We start from the raw sequence: 14,462 nt of genomic DNA on the forward strand, positions 1-14,462 counted from the left end.
TGCATGTCTCCTTCGTGAATCGCTCAGCGCGCCCAGCGCAGCACGAGCGGATCGAGCCGGCGCGCGATCGCGAGCAATTCCGCGCGCGTGTCCGGGTGCAGTTCCGGCATCGGATGCCGCGGCCGCTCGCACGCGATCACGCCGCCTTCGCGCATCAGCGCCTTCGCGGTGAGGATCCCGGACTGGCGGTTCTCGTGATTGATCAGCGGCAGCCATGCCTGGTAATGCGCGAACGCATCGTCGTGCCGCCCTTCGCGGAATGCTTCGAGGATCGGCCGGATGCCGTCCGGGAAGCCGCCGCCCGTCATCGCGCCGGTCGCGCCCGCATGGAGATCGGCGAGCAGCGTGATCGCCTCCTCGCCGTCCCACGGCCCCTCGATCGCGTCGCCGCCGAGCCGGATCAGTTCGCGCAGCTTGTTCGCGGCGCCCGGCGTCTCGATCTTGAAGTACGCGACCTGCTCGATCTCGCGAGCCATCCGCGCGAGGAACGGCGCGGACAACGCGGTGCCGCTCGCGGGCGCATCCTGAATCATGATCGGGATGTCGATCGCATCCGACACGCGCGCGAAGAAATCGAAGATCTGCGCTTCGGGCACGCGGAACGTCGCGCCGTGGTACGGCGGCATCGCCATCACCATCGCCGCGCCGAGCTGCTGCGCGCGCAGGCTGCGCGCCGCGCACACCTGCGTGCTGTAGTGCGACGTCGTGACGATCACCGGCACCCGGCCGGCCACGTGCTCGAGGATCGTGCGCGTGAGCACGTCGCGTTCGTCGTCGGTGATCGCGAACTGCTCGGAGAAGTTCGCGAGGATGCACAGCCCGTCCGAGCCGGCGTCGATCATGAAATCGACCGCGCGCTTCTGGCTCGCGAGGTCGAGCTCGCCGGTGTCGGTAAACGTCGTCGGAACGACGGGAAAAATGCCGCGATGGCGCGGCGTGCTGCTCGATGTCATGGTTCGCGTCCTGCTTCGGCCCGGTTGTCACCGGCCGTCATGCGTTCACGGTTTCATGAAGCGCGGACCGGGAAGGCCCGCAACCGGCGGCGGCGCATGTCGCGCCGCCCGCCTGCTCAATGCGAATGGCTCGGCACGTCCGCGCCGCGCGTGCCGACCAGGAAGTCGAGGTCGCACCCCTCGTCGGCCTGCAGCACGTGATCGATATACAGCCGCGCGTAGCCGCCCTTGCCGAGCTGGCCGGCCACGCCCGGCGCCGCGGTCGGATCGACGTCCGACAGGCGGCGTTGCAGTTCCTCATCCGTAATGTCGAGATGCAGCGTGCCGGCCTCGCAGTCGAGTTCGATCCAGTCGCCGTTGCGCACCGCGGCGAGCGGCCCGCCGGCGGCCGCTTCCGGTGCCACGTGCAGCACGACCGTGCCGTACGCGGTGCCGCTCATCCGTGCGTCGGAAATCCGCACCATGTCCTTCACGCCCTGGCGCAGCAGCTTCGGCGGCAGCCCCATGTTGCCGACCTCGGCCATGCCCGGATAGCCGCGCGGCCCGCAATTCTTCAGCACCATCACCGAGCTCGCATCGATGTCGAGCGCTTCGTCGTTGATCGTCGCCTTGTAGTGGTCGAGGTTCTCGAACACCACCGCGCGGCCGCGATGCTTGAGCAGTTCGGGGCTCGCCGCCGACGGTTTCAGCACCGCGCCGCGCGGCGCGAGATTGCCGCGCAGGATGCAGATGCCGCCGTCCGCGATCAGCGGCCGGTCGAGCGGGCGGATCACCTCGTCGCCGTAGTTCGGCGCTTCGCGCACGTTGTCCCACAGCGACTTGCCGTTCACCGTGAGCGCATCCGGATGCGGCAGCAGCCCGCCTTCGCCGAGCCGGCGCAGCACGGCCGGCAGCCCGCCCGCGTAATAGAACTCCTCCATCAGGAAGCGCCCCGACGGCATCAGGTCGACGATCGTCGGCGTGTCGCGGCCGATGCGCATCCAGTCTTCCAGTTCGAGCGGCACGCCGATGCGGCCGGCGATCGCCTTCAGGTGGATCACCGCGTTGGTCGAGCCGCCGATCGCCGCGTTCGTGCGGATCGCGTTCTCGAACGCCGCGCGCGTCAGGATCTTCGACAGCACGAGCCCTTCGAGCGCCATCTCGACGATGCGGATGCCCGACATGTGCGCGAGCACGTAGCGACGCGAATCGACCGCCGGAATCGCCGCGTTGTGCGGCAGCGCGACGCCGAGCGCCTCGGCCATGCACGCCATCGTCGACGCGGTGCCCATCGTGTTGCAGGTGCCGGCCGAGCGCGACATCCCGGCTTCGGCCGACAGGAAGTGATGCACGTCGATCTCGCCGGCCTTCAGCGCTTCGTGCAGCTGCCACACGGCCGTGCCCGAACCGATGTTCTTGCCCTCCAGCTTGCCGTTCAGCATCGGGCCGCCCGACACGACGATCGCCGGCACGTCGCAGCTTGCCGCGCCCATCAGCAGCGCCGGTGTCGTCTTGTCGCAGCCGGCGAGCAGCACGACCGCGTCGATCGGGTTGCCGCGAATCGCTTCCTCGACGTCCATCGACGCGAGGTTGCGCGTGAGCATCGCAGACGGCCGCAGGTTCGATTCACCATTCGAGAACACCGGGAACTCGACCGGGAAACCGCCCGCTTCCGAGATCCCGCGCTTCACGTGCTCGGCGAGCTTGCGGAAGTGCGCGTTGCACGGCGTCAGTTCGGACCACGTGTTGCAGATGCCGATGATTGGCCGGCCGTCGAATTCGTGATCGGGAATGCCCTGGTTCTTCATCCAGCTCCGGTACATGAAGCCGTTCTTGTCGTTCGTGCCGAACCATTGGGCGGAGCGCAGCCTGGGTTTTGTTGCCGACATCGTCAGTCCTGTGGTGACGGGATACCGGCGCAGTCTAGGCAGAATTTTGATAACTGGCTAATGACGATTTAGGCGATTACGATATCGATTCCGATATCGATATAAACCCGTACGATGACCGAAGCCAGCCCGTGGGGAAACCGCGCCCGTCTGAAGACGCGCCAGTTGCTGCTGCTCGTCGCGCTCGCCGACGAAGGCAGCATCCACCGCGCGGCGGCCGCGCTGAACATGACGCAGCCGGCCGCGTCGAAGCTGCTGCGCGAACTGGAGGAGTCGATCGGCGCGGTGCTGTTCGAGCGCCTGCCGCGCGGGATGCGGCCGACGTTGTACGGCGACGCGCTGATCCGCCACGCGCGCGCCGCGCTCGGCAGCCTCGACCAGGCGCGCGAGGAGCTGGCCGCGCTGAAGGCCGGCCATCTCGGCCACGTGGCGGTGGGGGCGATCACGTCGCCGGCCCTGCGGCTCGTGCCGCCGGCCGTCGCCGCGGTAAAGGGTACGCATGCGGGCCTGCACGTGTCGGTCGAGATCGACACCAGCAACGTGCTGCTCGAACACCTCGCGCAGGAAAAGATCGACATCGTGCTCGGCCGGCTGTCCGCCGAGCACGACAAACTGCGCCTGCGTTATGAGCCGCTGACCGGCGAATCGGTAGCCGCCGTCGTGCGAACCGGCCATCCGCTGCTCGCGCAAGCGCCGGTTGCGCTCGCCGACGTGCAGCGCGCCGCGTGGGTCGTGCCGCCGGCCGGCAGCGTGCTGCGGCACCGCTTCGAACTCGTGTTCCAGCGCGCGAGCCTCGCGCCGCCGGCGAATCTCGTCGAAACCTCGGCGCTGCTGTTCATCACGCAACTGCTCGAACAGAGCGACATGATCGCGGTGCTCGCCGAGGACGTCGCGCGCTACTACGCGCGGCACGGCATCGTCACGGTGCTGCCGCTGGAGATGGATTGCCGGATGGACGATTTCGGGATCATCACGCGCACCGACAGGCTGCATTCGCCGGCGGTGACGGTGATGGTGGAGGCGATTCGGGCGGCGGCGCGGGAGGTTTACGGCGTCGGGCTATGACGACGCAGCCGCGGTTTCCTACGCCGCGTCAACCTCGATCACCGGCTCACAGCGAATCGGAAAATTGACCGAATTCGCGATATAGCACTTCGCATGCGCATCGTGATGCAGATGCGCCGCGCGTTCGCGATCGTCGCCGACCCGGATCGTCACCTGCGGGCGCAACACGATTTCGGTGAAGCGCCCCGCTGCGCCGCTGTCGAGCAGCGTGCCTTCCGCGTGGTCGACATAGGCCAGCACGCGGATGCCGGCCTCCGAACACAGGTGCAGATACCACAGCTTGTGGCATGCCGATGCCGACGCGAGCAGCAGGTCTTCGGGGTTCCAGCGCGCCGCGTCGCCGCGGAACGCCGGGTCCGACGAGCCCGGGATATCCGGCTTGGAACCGGCCCGGATCACATGATCGCGGCCGTACTCGCGATACCCCGACGTGCCGGTGCCGCGATTACCCGTCCACTCCACTACGACGCGATACTGGTGTTCGCCCGATGCCATCTCGCTCTCCATTGATGTCGGTTGCCTGACCGGGGCCGGACGCCGTTGCGTGACGCCCGCCGGTGGCCATCATTGTGGCATCGCATAGCCATTTGGTATACCATTATTCCAAAATGACGAAACAGGCAGGCATGGAAGCCAAACTCGACTCCACGGCGGACGCGGTCGCCGCGTCGCTGCGCGACATGATCATCAACGGCGAGCTGGCGGCCGGCGAGCGGCTCGTCGAGCGCGATCTGGCCGAGCGGTTCGGCATCAGCCGGATTCCGATGCGCGAGGCGATCCAGCGGCTGGAACGCGAAGGCTTGCTCGACATCTTCAGGAATCGCGGCGCGGTCGTGCGCATGCTGAGCGTGTCGGATGTGCAGGAAATCTACGATCTGCGCGTGCTGCTCGAAGGCGATGCGATCTACCGCAGCGTGAAGCGGCTCGACGACGAAACGCTCGCGCGCGCCGAACTCGTGCATCGGCTGCTCGGCGATGCAACCGTGCCGCGCCGGCAGGGCGAGCTGAACCGCGAATTCCATGCGTTGCTGTATTCGTGCTGCGGCAACGCGCGGCAATTGAAGTCGATCGCCGAACTGCGCGGCCAGGTCGAACGTTACGAGCGCCTGCAGGCCACGCTGCTCGCGGATACGCCGTCGTTCCAGGTCGAGCACGACGACATCCTGCAGGCATGCCTCGAACGCAATGCGCGCGGCGCCCGCGCGATGACCGTCGCGCATCTCGATTCGGCCCGACGCATCGTGCTGCGGCTCGTCGAAGGCGGCTGAGGCCGGCGCGTGGCGCGTGTACGTCACGTGCGCCGGCCGGCGCGGCGATCGACGCTATTCGATCTGGGTCCCGATACGCAGCTGATTACGAACGGCCGTCACGCCGGTGACCTGCTGCGCCGCATTGACCGCCAGCGGAATCTGCACGTTGTCCGTCACGGTGCCCGACAACGTCACCGTGCCGTCGGCCGCACGAATCAGGATGCGGCTCGAATCGAGCCCGCGCGTGCGCGCGAGCACCGCGGCCACGCGCTTGACGAGCAGCCGGTTCGATTTCCGTCTGGCCCGCGCCGTATCGCGGTTCGGCGCGGCGGTCCCGGCGACACCGGCATCGCTTCCCGCGTCGACGGCCGGCACGGTGGCGCGCGATGCCGACGGCTGGGCCAGCGCCGGCGCGGCGGGCGCCAGCAGCAACGCGGCGAGCATCAGTACAACCCGAGGGTTCGAATAAGTCATGGATGAGTTCCGCAACAGGATGGAGAACGAACTACACGCTGGCCGTTAAAGCCGCGCGCATCAGAACTGCGTGATCATGCCGACCGACACGCCGGTCACCGTGCGTCCGTCCGGTCGCAGCGACAGCCCGCCGATGTTGGTCTGATCCTTCTTGTAGGCCCCCGAGAAGCCGTTTCGATCGAACTACGCATACAGGCTGGTCCGCTTCGACAGGAAGTACTGCAGCATCGCGTACGACGTCAGCTTGCGGCCGTCCGCACCGCCGGTGTTCTTCAGGTTCTGCGCGAAGTCGTAATAGGTCGCGCCGGACAATTGCAGGAACGGCGTGACCTGATAGACGATCCCGACCGCCGGAATCCGGTCGCGCCGCTCCGGCGCGCCGGCCTTCGCGGCGCTGACGGCGAGATCGCTGTAGCTCAGGTAGAGCCGGGCCGGGCCGACCTGCCAGGTCGCACCGCCCATGATCGTGCGCGCCCATTGCGATGCGTCGGCGTTCCAGGTCGTCTGATAGGCGGCGCCGAGCAACAGCGTCCGGAACCGGTAGCTCGTGCCGACGGCAACGTTCGAGCCGGCGCGCTGATTGCCGGCGACCCCGCCGGGCGAATAGCTGCCGCGCACGGTCGCGCCGCCGAACGTGCCGACGTACTTGATCGTGTTGTTGAAGCGCGAATCGTTCGTGAAGAAGTTGCCGCCCCACACCACGCCGGGGATCGTCGACAGCGACTGCCCTTGCGCGGAATTCGGGTCGAGCGCAATGCCGATGTCCTCGAGCGCGTTCAGTTGCCGTCCGAACGTGACGCGGCCGTATGGGCCGCTCAGGCCGACATAAGCCATCTGCGAGAACAGCAGGCCGGGCGATTTCGCCAGCGCACCGGTGCCCGTCAGGAACCCGCTCTGCAGCATGAAGATCGCCTGCATGCCGCCGCCGAGATCCTCGGCGCCCTTGATGCCGAAAATGTTGCCCGATATCGCGTTGTTGTCGAACCCGATCTGACTCCCCCCTTTCACGCCATCGGTCCAGCGCACGCCCGCGCCGATGTAACCGAACAACGTCACGCTCGATTGCGCGACCGCGTCTGCTGCAACGCATGCCAACGCCGAAACCACGATGATTCGCTTCATGTGTCTCCATCCATATATTTCGTTTTACTTAGTGTTGCGACATCGCCTCGGTATGTTCCTGGTCGATGTGACAGCGTCGACCGGCTCGCGGAATCGCGTCGCGGCGATCCGCGCGGGCCGGCCGTCACGCGTTCGGGAAGCGCTAGCGGCGCGCTTCCGTCTGCGGGAACGGGTAGTCGAGCGTCGCGGCCGTATAGCCGATCCGCATCGCGTTGACGTGCAGCACGTCGCCGGGGCGCAACGGAATCACACGCCCCGCGTCGTACACGGACCAGGCCGGCGACACGGGCCGCTGATCGCCGAGATGGGCGAAGCGCGCACCGAGCTTCGGCGGCAGCATTTCGCCGGCGAGCCGTTCGAAGTCCCAGCTGAGCACGGTGTGCGAGAGGCGCGGCGCCGGGTCGTCGCGACGTTCGACCCAGTAGCCGATCGACGCGCCCTGGGTCGCGCATGCGATCGTCACGCCGCCCGGCGCCGGCCGGATCTCGGGGGTCGCCGTGGCGGGGGGCGCCGAGCCGCCGAGCCACATCCGCGAGATCATTTCGGGTTCCGGTATGCCACCCATGTCGCCGTAACGATCGGTCCACGCGTGGAAGGCGGCACGCAGTTCGTCGAGCTTGGCGCGATAGCGCGGATCGTCCGCGAGGTTGTGCAGCTCGCACGGGTCCCGATCGGCGTCGTACAGCTCCTCGACCGGCTTCGTGCCGAACCACGCCGCGGTGGCCGGCGGCAGCTTGCCTTCATCCTTCAGCCGCAGGATGTCGCGCATCATCGGCATGCTTTCGCGGAACCGGATCGGCTGGTAGTACGGCTTCTCCGGCATGTAGTTGTACAGATAGCGGAAGCGTTGATCGCGCACCATCCGCACGCGGTCGTATTCGTTGTCCATCCGGTCACGCGCGGCAAACACGTAGCGGCGCGGCGCCGATGCGCGCGCCGGCCCGAGGAACGCCTGCCCCTGCATGTACGACGGAATCGGCACGCCGGCCAGCGACAGCACGGTCGGCGCGAGATCGACGCCGCTCACGAGCTGCGCATCGGTGGACCCGCCTCGCGGCGCGCCGGGGAAGCGAATGATCAGCGGTACGCGCGTGCCGCGCTCGAGCACCTCGCGCTTCATCCACGGCAGCGTGCCGCCGTTGTCCGCGAAGAAGAAGATGATCGTGTTGTCGTACACGCCGTCGCGCTTGAGCATCTCGATCAGCTCGCCGACCTGCCGGTCCATCGTCTCGATGTTGGTGTACATGCGCGCGATGTCGCCGCGCACCGCCGGCGTGTCCGGATAGATCGGCGGCACCGTGATCGACGCGGGATCGGCGCGCAGCGGGTCCTTGCGATAGGTGATCATCGACTCGTGCGTGACGAAGAAGTTGAACACCGCGAAAAACGGCTTGTCCTTCGGGCGATAGCGGTAGGACGCGGCGGGGCCGTTCTCGTCCCACACCGTCACCGGCGGCACGAACTGGTAGTCGGTCTTCTGGTTGTTCGACGTGTAGTAGCCGGCCTTGCGCAGCAGCTCGGGGAACGCCTTCACGTCGGGCGGCAGCACCACCGAATAGGTCGCCGGCACGCCGTTCGGCTTGTCCTTCGCCGTCACGCCGGGAACCGAGATCTCGCCCGGCCCGGTCCGGTGATGCTGCGCGCCCACCGAGGTCGGGTACACGCCGGTGATCAGCGCGGAACGCGACGGCGCGCACACGCCCGACACCTGGTACGCATGCGTGTACAGCACGCCTTCGCGTGCCAGCCGGTCGATGTTCGGCGTCTTGACCTGCGGGTCGCCGTATCCGCCGATGAAGGTCGTGATGTCCTCGACGGTGATCCACACGATGTTCGGTCGCGATGCACCGGCATGCGCGGCGCCGGCGCACAGCATCAGCAGCCAGGCCATCGCGCACGCGATGACGCGTGACGGCATATGCCGGCGGAATCGCCGGGTCAGGGGGGAATTCATGTTCGTCTCCTCGATTGCGTTGATCTCGGCCGGTCAATCCGTTGCGTTTGCGCCGGCGTGCTTGTGGCCGCGCCAGGCGAGCCACGCGCGCTCGTCCATTGCCAGCCGGAAGCCGAGATGCGACATCCCAGCTTCGGGATCGACGCCGCGCCGCGCGCTCGGTCGATAGCTCTGGCAGTACGATTCGTTGCAGAGAAACGAGCCGCCGCGAATCACGCGCTTCGGCGCATGCGGCGGCACGCCGGGCTCCGTCGGGTCCCAACTGTCGGCGGGCCCTTGCGGGTCGGCGACCGGACGGCCGCTCTCGACCGCCAGCAGGAACGCATCGGCCCGATACCAGTCGGCCACCCATTGCCACACGTTGCCGGCCATGTCGTAGAGCCCGTAGCCGTTGGGCGGATAGGTGCCGACCGGGCTCGGGGCTGCCGGCTTGCCGCTGCGCGCGTCGACGACCGGAAACGGCTGCGGCTGCTGCCCTTCCCAGATATTCGCCATCTGCCGACCCGCCGGCTTGAGCTGATTGCCCCACGCGTAATCGGCCTGCTCGAGACCGCCGCGCGCCGCGAATTCCCATTCGGCCTCGGTCGGCAGCCGCTTGCCGGCCCACTGCGCATACGCGCGCGCATCGTCGTACGAGACCTGCACGACCGGGTAGTCGTCCTTGCCCGCGATCGTGCTGCCGGGCCCGTCGGGGTGTCGCCAGTTGGCACCGGGCAGGAAGCGCCACCAGCGCGCGTAGTCGTCCAGCGGAACCGGGCCCGCCGTGCCGACGAACACGAGCGCGCCCGGCACCAGCGCACTGTCGGGCGGCCGCGGCGTGCCGGGCGGCAATTGCGCCCTCAGCGCGCTCCAGTCCGGCTTGCGCTCGGCGGTCGTGACGTAACCGGTCGCATCGACGAAGCGCCGGAATTCCGCGTTGGTCACGTCGTGACGATCGAGCCAGAAGCCGCGCACGGTGGCCCGATGCGCCGGCCGCTCGTTCGGCTGCGCCGCCTTCGCATCGCTGCCCATCAGGAAGGTGCCGCCGGGAATCCACGCCATGTCGAGCGGCCCGTCGTGTCCGTTGCCAATGACGGCGCGCGCGCCCTCGCCACGGGACGGCGTTACCGAGGACAGCCAGCCGATCGCCGCGCCGGCGGCCGCGCACGCGACGACCAGCGCGGTCACCAGCCGGACGCCCCGCCAGCTGCGCGGCAACAGCGTGCGACGGTCGGAGGTCGGCGAGTCGGGGGAATGAGGCGCGGCGCTGGCCGGTACGATCCGGCGCGGGCGGCGCCGGGCGAGCGAACGGGATTTCATGCGATGCCGAGGGTCGATGACGAATGAGGAAAGCAGCCGCGCATCACGCCACCGCGTTCTGCGCGATGCATCGCGAGTAGTACGCGAGGCTGCGTTTGGGTGTACGAACCTGCGTGTCGAGATCGACGTGCACGAGGCCGAATCGCTTCGAAAACCCCTGCCCCCATTCCCAGTTGTCGGTGGCGGCCCAGTAGAACAGCCCTTTCAGTCGCACACCTTGCCGATAGGCGTCGTGCGCCGCGCGCAGATAGCACGACAGGTAATCGCCGCGCGGGCCGTCGTCGACGACGCCGTCGTGCGGCGCCGGATCGTCGAGCGCGAAGCCGGTTTCGGTGATGTAGATGTCCGGCGCGCCGTAATCGCGATGCACGCGCAGCAGCATCTCGGTCATCCCGTCCGGCTCGACCTGGAAGTACGCAGTGCGCGGCAGATCGGCCGGCGGCTCGGCCTGCTCGACGCCGAACGGGGCGGACGGATTGGCGCGAACGTAGATGCGCGAGTAGTAGTTCATCCCGAGGAAATCCGGCTTCGCGGCGACGATGGCCATGTCGCCGGGCCGCACGAGGCCGGCGAGCGAATGCGCGAGCGGCTCGGGATACCCGTGACCGTACAGCGGATCGAGGAACGCACGATTCCACAGCACGTCGACGAGGCCGGCCGCCTTGCGGTCTTCGTCGCGCGCCGCCGCCGGGCGCACCGGCTGAAGGTTGATCGTCGTGCCGATCCGCGCGTCGCGCAGGTTCGCCCGCAGCACCTGGAATGCGAGGCCCTGTGCGAGGTTCTGGTGATGCATCGCCGCGAACACGCCTTCCGGCGAACGCAGCCCCGGCGCATGCACGCCCATCCCGTAGCCGCGCAGCGCGAGACTATTGGGCTCGTTCAGCACGATCCAGTGCTTCACGCGATCGCCGAGCCGGCGCGTCACCCGATCGGCGTAATCGGCCAGCCGATAGGCGATGTCGCGTGTCCGGAAATCGCCGGCCCAGACCGGCGTATCCCAGTGAAACAGCGTCGGAAACGGCTCGATGCCGCGCGCGAGCATCGTGTCGATCATCCGGTCATAGGTGGCGAGGCCGGCGTCGCTCGGCGCGCCGGGCCCTTGCGGCTGCACGCGCGGCCACGCGATCGAGAAGCGGAAGGCGCGAATCCCGGCGGCCGCCATCCACGCGATATCGGCCGGATAGCGCCGCTCGAATTCGGTGCAGCGCGCATTGGTCGAGCCGTCGGCGATCGTGCCGGCGCGCTCCGCGAACACGTCCCAGTTGCTCCGCCCGCGGCCTTCCCGGCTTTCCGTTTGCGGAGCCGACGCCGCGACGCCCCACACGAAATCGTCGGCAAAACGCATGCCGTCGTCGCGGGCGAACGTGGGTGCGCAGGCCAGGCCGGCGGCGGCCGCGCCGCCGGCGCGCAGGAAGGTGCGGCGCGCCGGCGAGCGCGGAATGGACGTATCGATGGGCATTGATGTCTCCAGGTAGCGACGGACGACCGTATGGAATGCGGTGTCGCCTTAATCAAGCAATACACACTGCTTTTAAATTGCGTGCGGATGGTGCGCGTTGCGCCGGGCGCCGATTACGGCGCCGGCGTGACCTCGACGATCACCTCCGCCGCATCCGGGCGGGCGGCCACCAGCAGCGCGCGCGCATTGGGCGCGGATTCGACCGTTCCCCCGGTCACCCGCGCGCGATAGCCGTGCGGATAGCGGTAGTCGGGCACGAAGATCTGCGTCAGCGCACCGGGCCGCAGCGCCGAGCCGGCCGGGCGCGTCGCATAGCGCAGCTCGAAACGCTGCGTTGCCGGGTCGAAGCGCCAGCGTGTCGGCGTGCCCGCGATCGCTTGCGGATAAGGGCGCACCAGCACGTCGCGCACCGATTGCCACGATGCAGCCGTGGAATCGGCCGGAACGGGGAAGCGCCAGTAGATCCACGGAATCATGTCGCGGTCCGCGGCGTCCGCCATCCGCTCGACCAGGCGCCCCGCCGGATCGGGCGCGTCGAGGCCGCCGAATTCGGTCATCAGCAACGCCTCGCCGGTCGCATCGACACGGGCGAGCGCATTGCCGAACACGCGCGCCTCCTTGTCCGCGTCGGTGCCGCCGAGCAGCGGCGCAAGCCGTCCGGACAACGGCGGCTGGCCGGCGGGCAGGGTCGTGTCGACGGCTTTCGCGAACTGATCGACCTTCGACGCGTAGTTGTGGAACGCGAAACCCGAGCGCGCATCGCCTGGGTCGAGCTGCGTCGGAAAACCAAGATTGAACAGCGGATTCGGTTCCTGAAAGACCAGCGTGCCGCGATCCGTATCGCGAATCGCGGTTCGCAGCGTGCGGTTGAAAACCGACATCACCTTCTGGTCGAACGCCGCGCAGCCTTGCGGCCCAGCACAGTCGAGCCAGCGTGTGCCCGGCCACGGCTCGTTCAGCAATTCGTAGCCGAGCAGATAAGGCCGGCCCGCAAAACCGGCGGCGACATGCCGCCACACAGCGGCGAAACGGTCCGCGAGGCCGACGCCTTCGGGCCCGCGCGCATTCCCGTAGAGATGGTCGAACGCGCGGTTGATCGCCTTAGACGTGACGTAGTAGTACGGATGGCCGGGGTTGACGTTCGGCAAGCCGTCGTCGAGCGCCATCCAGTCGGCGAAGCCGTTGTTGATTTCCGCGCCGCCGGGATTGCCCGCCGCGACTTCGTCGCGGCGACGTTCGGAGACGAACCGGCGCGAGTAGCCGTCCTGATGCATGTCGAGCAGCGTGTAGATGCGGCGATCCGCGAGTTGCCGCTGAGTGCGGGCGAGCGATGCGAGGTAGGCGCCGTCGTAGCGTCCGGGCGCGGGTTCGAGCTGTTGCTGCGCGACGCCCAGACGCACGGCGTTGAAGCCGTCCGCCGCAAGCCGGTCCATTTCTTTCGCGCCGAAGCCGGCGGCTTCCGGCGCATACGGCGGCTGCTTGACCACGACGTTGACGCCGTGAACGATCAGCACGCGCCCTTCGTCGTCGATCAACCAGCGGCCAGCATGCGAGACGGCGGAGGCGGAGGCGGCGCCGGCATCCGCACGATCGGCATCGGCCGCATGCGGCTTCATGCTCGCGCATGCGGACAGCATCAGGAGCGCGGCGGCGAAGCCGGCGGTTCGGTACAGGTGTGTTGCTCGGGTCATGTCGGCAAGAATCCGTGATCGGGTCGCACAGGCATGCGTATCGGTTCGACGCATTGCCATCAGCAACAGCGCAGCCACGAACATGCATGAGCCGCAACATACAAGTAGGCTATATTGCTTGTCAATTGAGCAAACCGAGCGGTGTCTCGAAATGCGGCGCGGCCGGCACGATGACGTGCGCGGCCGGAATCGTCAGCGGAATCTCAGCGCGAAGCGCGGCGCTTGTCGGTTTTCGTCGGCGCGGGCGCGGGGGATTGCGTCATGTCCGTGATTTGCCGCAGCGCGATGTCGCGCCACAGCGCGAACGCGGCCCGCGCCGCGGCCGGTTCGCCGCCCGTCACGACGTCGATGGTCAGCCCGCGGATCATCGATCCGCCCAGCAACTGCAATTGCGTGACCTTGAGCGCGGTCTCCCGGTCGAAACCCGCGACGACATCGCGCATCAATGCGCGAAACCCGTCGTCGAACGGCTGGAGGATGCGTGCCACGGCCTCGTCGAGTTCCTTGTCGGCGCGTCGCGCCAGCTGGATCTCCATGCTGGCGGCGAACAGCGGCGTACCGATGAGCGCGCCGGCGACATCGAGCATCCGGTCGATCCGCTCGAGCGGCGTCGTGGCGCTGCGCGACGCGCGTTCGAACTGCGCGAAGCGATCGCCGGTGAGCCGTTCCTGCACCGCGGCCATCAATTCCGCCTTGGTCGGAAACTGGTGCTGCAGCGCGCCCATGCTGACGTCGGCTTCGCGCCGGATCGCGAGCGTCGTCGCGCCCGAATAGCCTTCCTTGTGCAGCAGCGCTATCGCGGCGGCAATGACGCGCTCACGCGTCGCCTGGCTGCGCTCCGCCTGCGTCGGCCGGCGTGCGCGCGCCGTGCCGGAAGCCGTTGCCGTACCTGTCTTGACGGTTTTCTTCATTCACGTATGGGGTCGAGCGCCGAAGCGGGCGCGGGTCGGCCGTCGGGCGCAGCCGCCGGCGGTCTGGATCGCCGCCGGCGGCTGTCTACGGATGCGAATTCTACCAACGAACCTCGCGCCGTCACCTGGCCCGTTCGCGGCCTTACGTGCGGCGCGCGCGGCCGGCACGGCGCGGTGCGCGGTCGTGCACCGGCCCGGTCGTGCCGCGCACCGCCAGCGTCGGCAGCGACGCGACCCGCACGCGCGACGCGTCGTCGCCCTGCCCGGCCGCCTCGCGCAGCGTATTGAGCAATTCGACCGCGAGGCCGGCCGCTTCGGCGGTCGGGATCGCGACGGTCGTCAGCGTGGGCCGCGTGTCGCGGGCGAGATGGATGTCGGTGATGCCGACGATCGACAGATCGTCGGGCACGCGCCGG

At 68.3% G+C, this 14,462-nt stretch carries 13 protein-coding genes; 2 read left to right on the forward strand and 11 right to left on the reverse strand.

Translation table 11 applies throughout. From position 1 onward, the window contains the following. Positions 1–23: 23 nt before the first annotated feature. Both JMF90_RS00330 and JMF90_RS00335 read right to left on the reverse strand, forming a co-directional pair. Positions 24–953, reverse strand: coding sequence for a dihydrodipicolinate synthase family protein (locus tag JMF90_RS00330; protein WP_006480236.1), 930 nt, complete (start codon positions 951–953; stop codon positions 24–26). Between the two features lie 116 nt (positions 954–1,069). Continuing rightward, on the reverse strand, positions 1,070–2,821 hold the full coding sequence (locus JMF90_RS00335) for an IlvD/Edd family dehydratase (RefSeq protein ID WP_011548799.1): 1,752 nt from the start codon (positions 2,819–2,821) through the stop codon (positions 1,070–1,072). A gap of 114 nt (positions 2,822–2,935) precedes the next feature. On the opposite strand from JMF90_RS00335, the gene JMF90_RS00340 reads away from it, so the two are divergent. Next, positions 2,936–3,886, forward strand: a complete 951-nt coding sequence (locus tag JMF90_RS00340) for a LysR substrate-binding domain-containing protein (protein WP_011548798.1) — start codon at positions 2,936–2,938, stop codon at positions 3,884–3,886. Positions 3,887–3,904: 18 nt separating this feature from the next. On the opposite strand, the gene JMF90_RS00345 is transcribed toward JMF90_RS00340, so the two are convergent. Continuing rightward, positions 3,905–4,381 (reverse strand): OsmC family protein, encoded by a 477-nt coding sequence (locus JMF90_RS00345; RefSeq protein ID WP_011548797.1) that lies wholly within the window; start codon positions 4,379–4,381, stop codon positions 3,905–3,907. A 113-nt stretch (positions 4,382–4,494) separates the two neighbouring features. Here JMF90_RS00345 and JMF90_RS00350 point away from each other — a divergent pair, with 113 nt between their 5' ends. After that, positions 4,495–5,154, forward strand: a complete 660-nt coding sequence (locus JMF90_RS00350) for a GntR family transcriptional regulator (protein ID WP_011548796.1) — start codon at positions 4,495–4,497, stop codon at positions 5,152–5,154. A gap of 54 nt (positions 5,155–5,208) precedes the next feature. Here JMF90_RS00350 and JMF90_RS00355 read toward each other — a convergent pair whose 3' ends face one another. From JMF90_RS00355 to JMF90_RS00390, 8 genes are all read right to left on the reverse strand, one after another. After that, positions 5,209–5,610, reverse strand: a complete 402-nt coding sequence (locus tag JMF90_RS00355) for a BON domain-containing protein (protein WP_226292224.1) — start codon at positions 5,608–5,610, stop codon at positions 5,209–5,211. Positions 5,611–5,793: 183 nt separating this feature from the next. Next, positions 5,794–6,732 (reverse strand): porin, encoded by a 939-nt coding sequence (locus JMF90_RS00360; RefSeq protein ID WP_011548794.1) that lies wholly within the window; start codon positions 6,730–6,732, stop codon positions 5,794–5,796. Positions 6,733–6,874: 142 nt separating this feature from the next. Continuing rightward, positions 6,875–8,686 carry a sulfatase gene (locus JMF90_RS00365; RefSeq protein ID WP_011548793.1) on the reverse strand — a complete coding sequence of 604 codons (1,812 nt, stop codon included), beginning with the start codon at positions 8,684–8,686 and terminating at the stop codon, positions 6,875–6,877. A gap of 33 nt (positions 8,687–8,719) precedes the next feature. Continuing rightward, positions 8,720–9,985 (reverse strand): formylglycine-generating enzyme family protein, encoded by a 1,266-nt coding sequence (locus JMF90_RS00370; protein WP_011694902.1) that lies wholly within the window; start codon positions 9,983–9,985, stop codon positions 8,720–8,722. Positions 9,986–10,028: 43 nt separating this feature from the next. Continuing rightward, a complete protein-coding gene (locus JMF90_RS00375; protein ID WP_011548791.1) occupies positions 10,029–11,444 on the reverse strand; it encodes a glycoside hydrolase family 1 protein in 1,416 nt (471 codons plus the stop codon). Positions 11,445–11,557: 113 nt separating this feature from the next. Further along, on the reverse strand, positions 11,558–13,135 hold the full coding sequence (locus tag JMF90_RS00380; protein WP_226292223.1) for a cellulase family glycosylhydrolase: 1,578 nt from the start codon (positions 13,133–13,135) through the stop codon (positions 11,558–11,560). Positions 13,136–13,338: 203 nt separating this feature from the next. After that, positions 13,339–14,046, reverse strand: a complete 708-nt coding sequence (locus JMF90_RS00385) for a TetR/AcrR family transcriptional regulator (RefSeq protein WP_011548789.1) — start codon at positions 14,044–14,046, stop codon at positions 13,339–13,341. A gap of 142 nt (positions 14,047–14,188) precedes the next feature. After that, a partial coding sequence (locus JMF90_RS00390) for a substrate-binding domain-containing protein (protein ID WP_201324924.1) occupies positions 14,189–14,462 on the reverse strand: 274 nt, incomplete at its 5' end.

This window comes from Burkholderia sp. E168m23 (assembly GCF_016586125.1).
GTDB classification, from domain to species: Bacteria; Pseudomonadota; Gammaproteobacteria; order Burkholderiales; family Burkholderiaceae; genus Burkholderia; species Burkholderia orbicola.

Bases quoted from the DNA above. Each gene is read 5' to 3' on its own strand.
- JMF90_RS00330 (WP_006480236.1), bottom strand. From the start codon at position 953: ATGACATCGAGCAGCACGCCGCGCCATCGCGGCATTTTTCCCGTCGTT.
- JMF90_RS00335 (WP_011548799.1), bottom strand. From the start codon at position 2,821: ATGTCGGCAACAAAACCCAGGCTGCGCTCCGCCCAATGGTTCGGCACG.
- JMF90_RS00340 (WP_011548798.1), top strand. From the start codon at position 2,936: ATGACCGAAGCCAGCCCGTGGGGAAACCGCGCCCGTCTGAAGACGCGC.
- JMF90_RS00345 (WP_011548797.1), bottom strand. From the start codon at position 4,381: ATGGCATCGGGCGAACACCAGTATCGCGTCGTAGTGGAGTGGACGGGT.
- JMF90_RS00350 (WP_011548796.1), top strand. From the start codon at position 4,495: ATGACGAAACAGGCAGGCATGGAAGCCAAACTCGACTCCACGGCGGAC.
- JMF90_RS00355 (WP_226292224.1), bottom strand. From the start codon at position 5,610: ATGACTTATTCGAACCCTCGGGTTGTACTGATGCTCGCCGCGTTGCTG.
- JMF90_RS00360 (WP_011548794.1), bottom strand. From the start codon at position 6,732: ATGAAGCGAATCATCGTGGTTTCGGCGTTGGCATGCGTTGCAGCAGAC.
- JMF90_RS00365 (WP_011548793.1), bottom strand. From the start codon at position 8,686: ATGAATTCCCCCCTGACCCGGCGATTCCGCCGGCATATGCCGTCACGC.
- JMF90_RS00370 (WP_011694902.1), bottom strand. From the start codon at position 9,985: ATGAAATCCCGTTCGCTCGCCCGGCGCCGCCCGCGCCGGATCGTACCG.
- JMF90_RS00375 (WP_011548791.1), bottom strand. From the start codon at position 11,444: ATGCCCATCGATACGTCCATTCCGCGCTCGCCGGCGCGCCGCACCTTC.
- JMF90_RS00380 (WP_226292223.1), bottom strand. From the start codon at position 13,135: ATGACCCGAGCAACACACCTGTACCGAACCGCCGGCTTCGCCGCCGCG.
- JMF90_RS00385 (WP_011548789.1), bottom strand. From the start codon at position 14,046: ATGAAGAAAACCGTCAAGACAGGTACGGCAACGGCTTCCGGCACGGCG.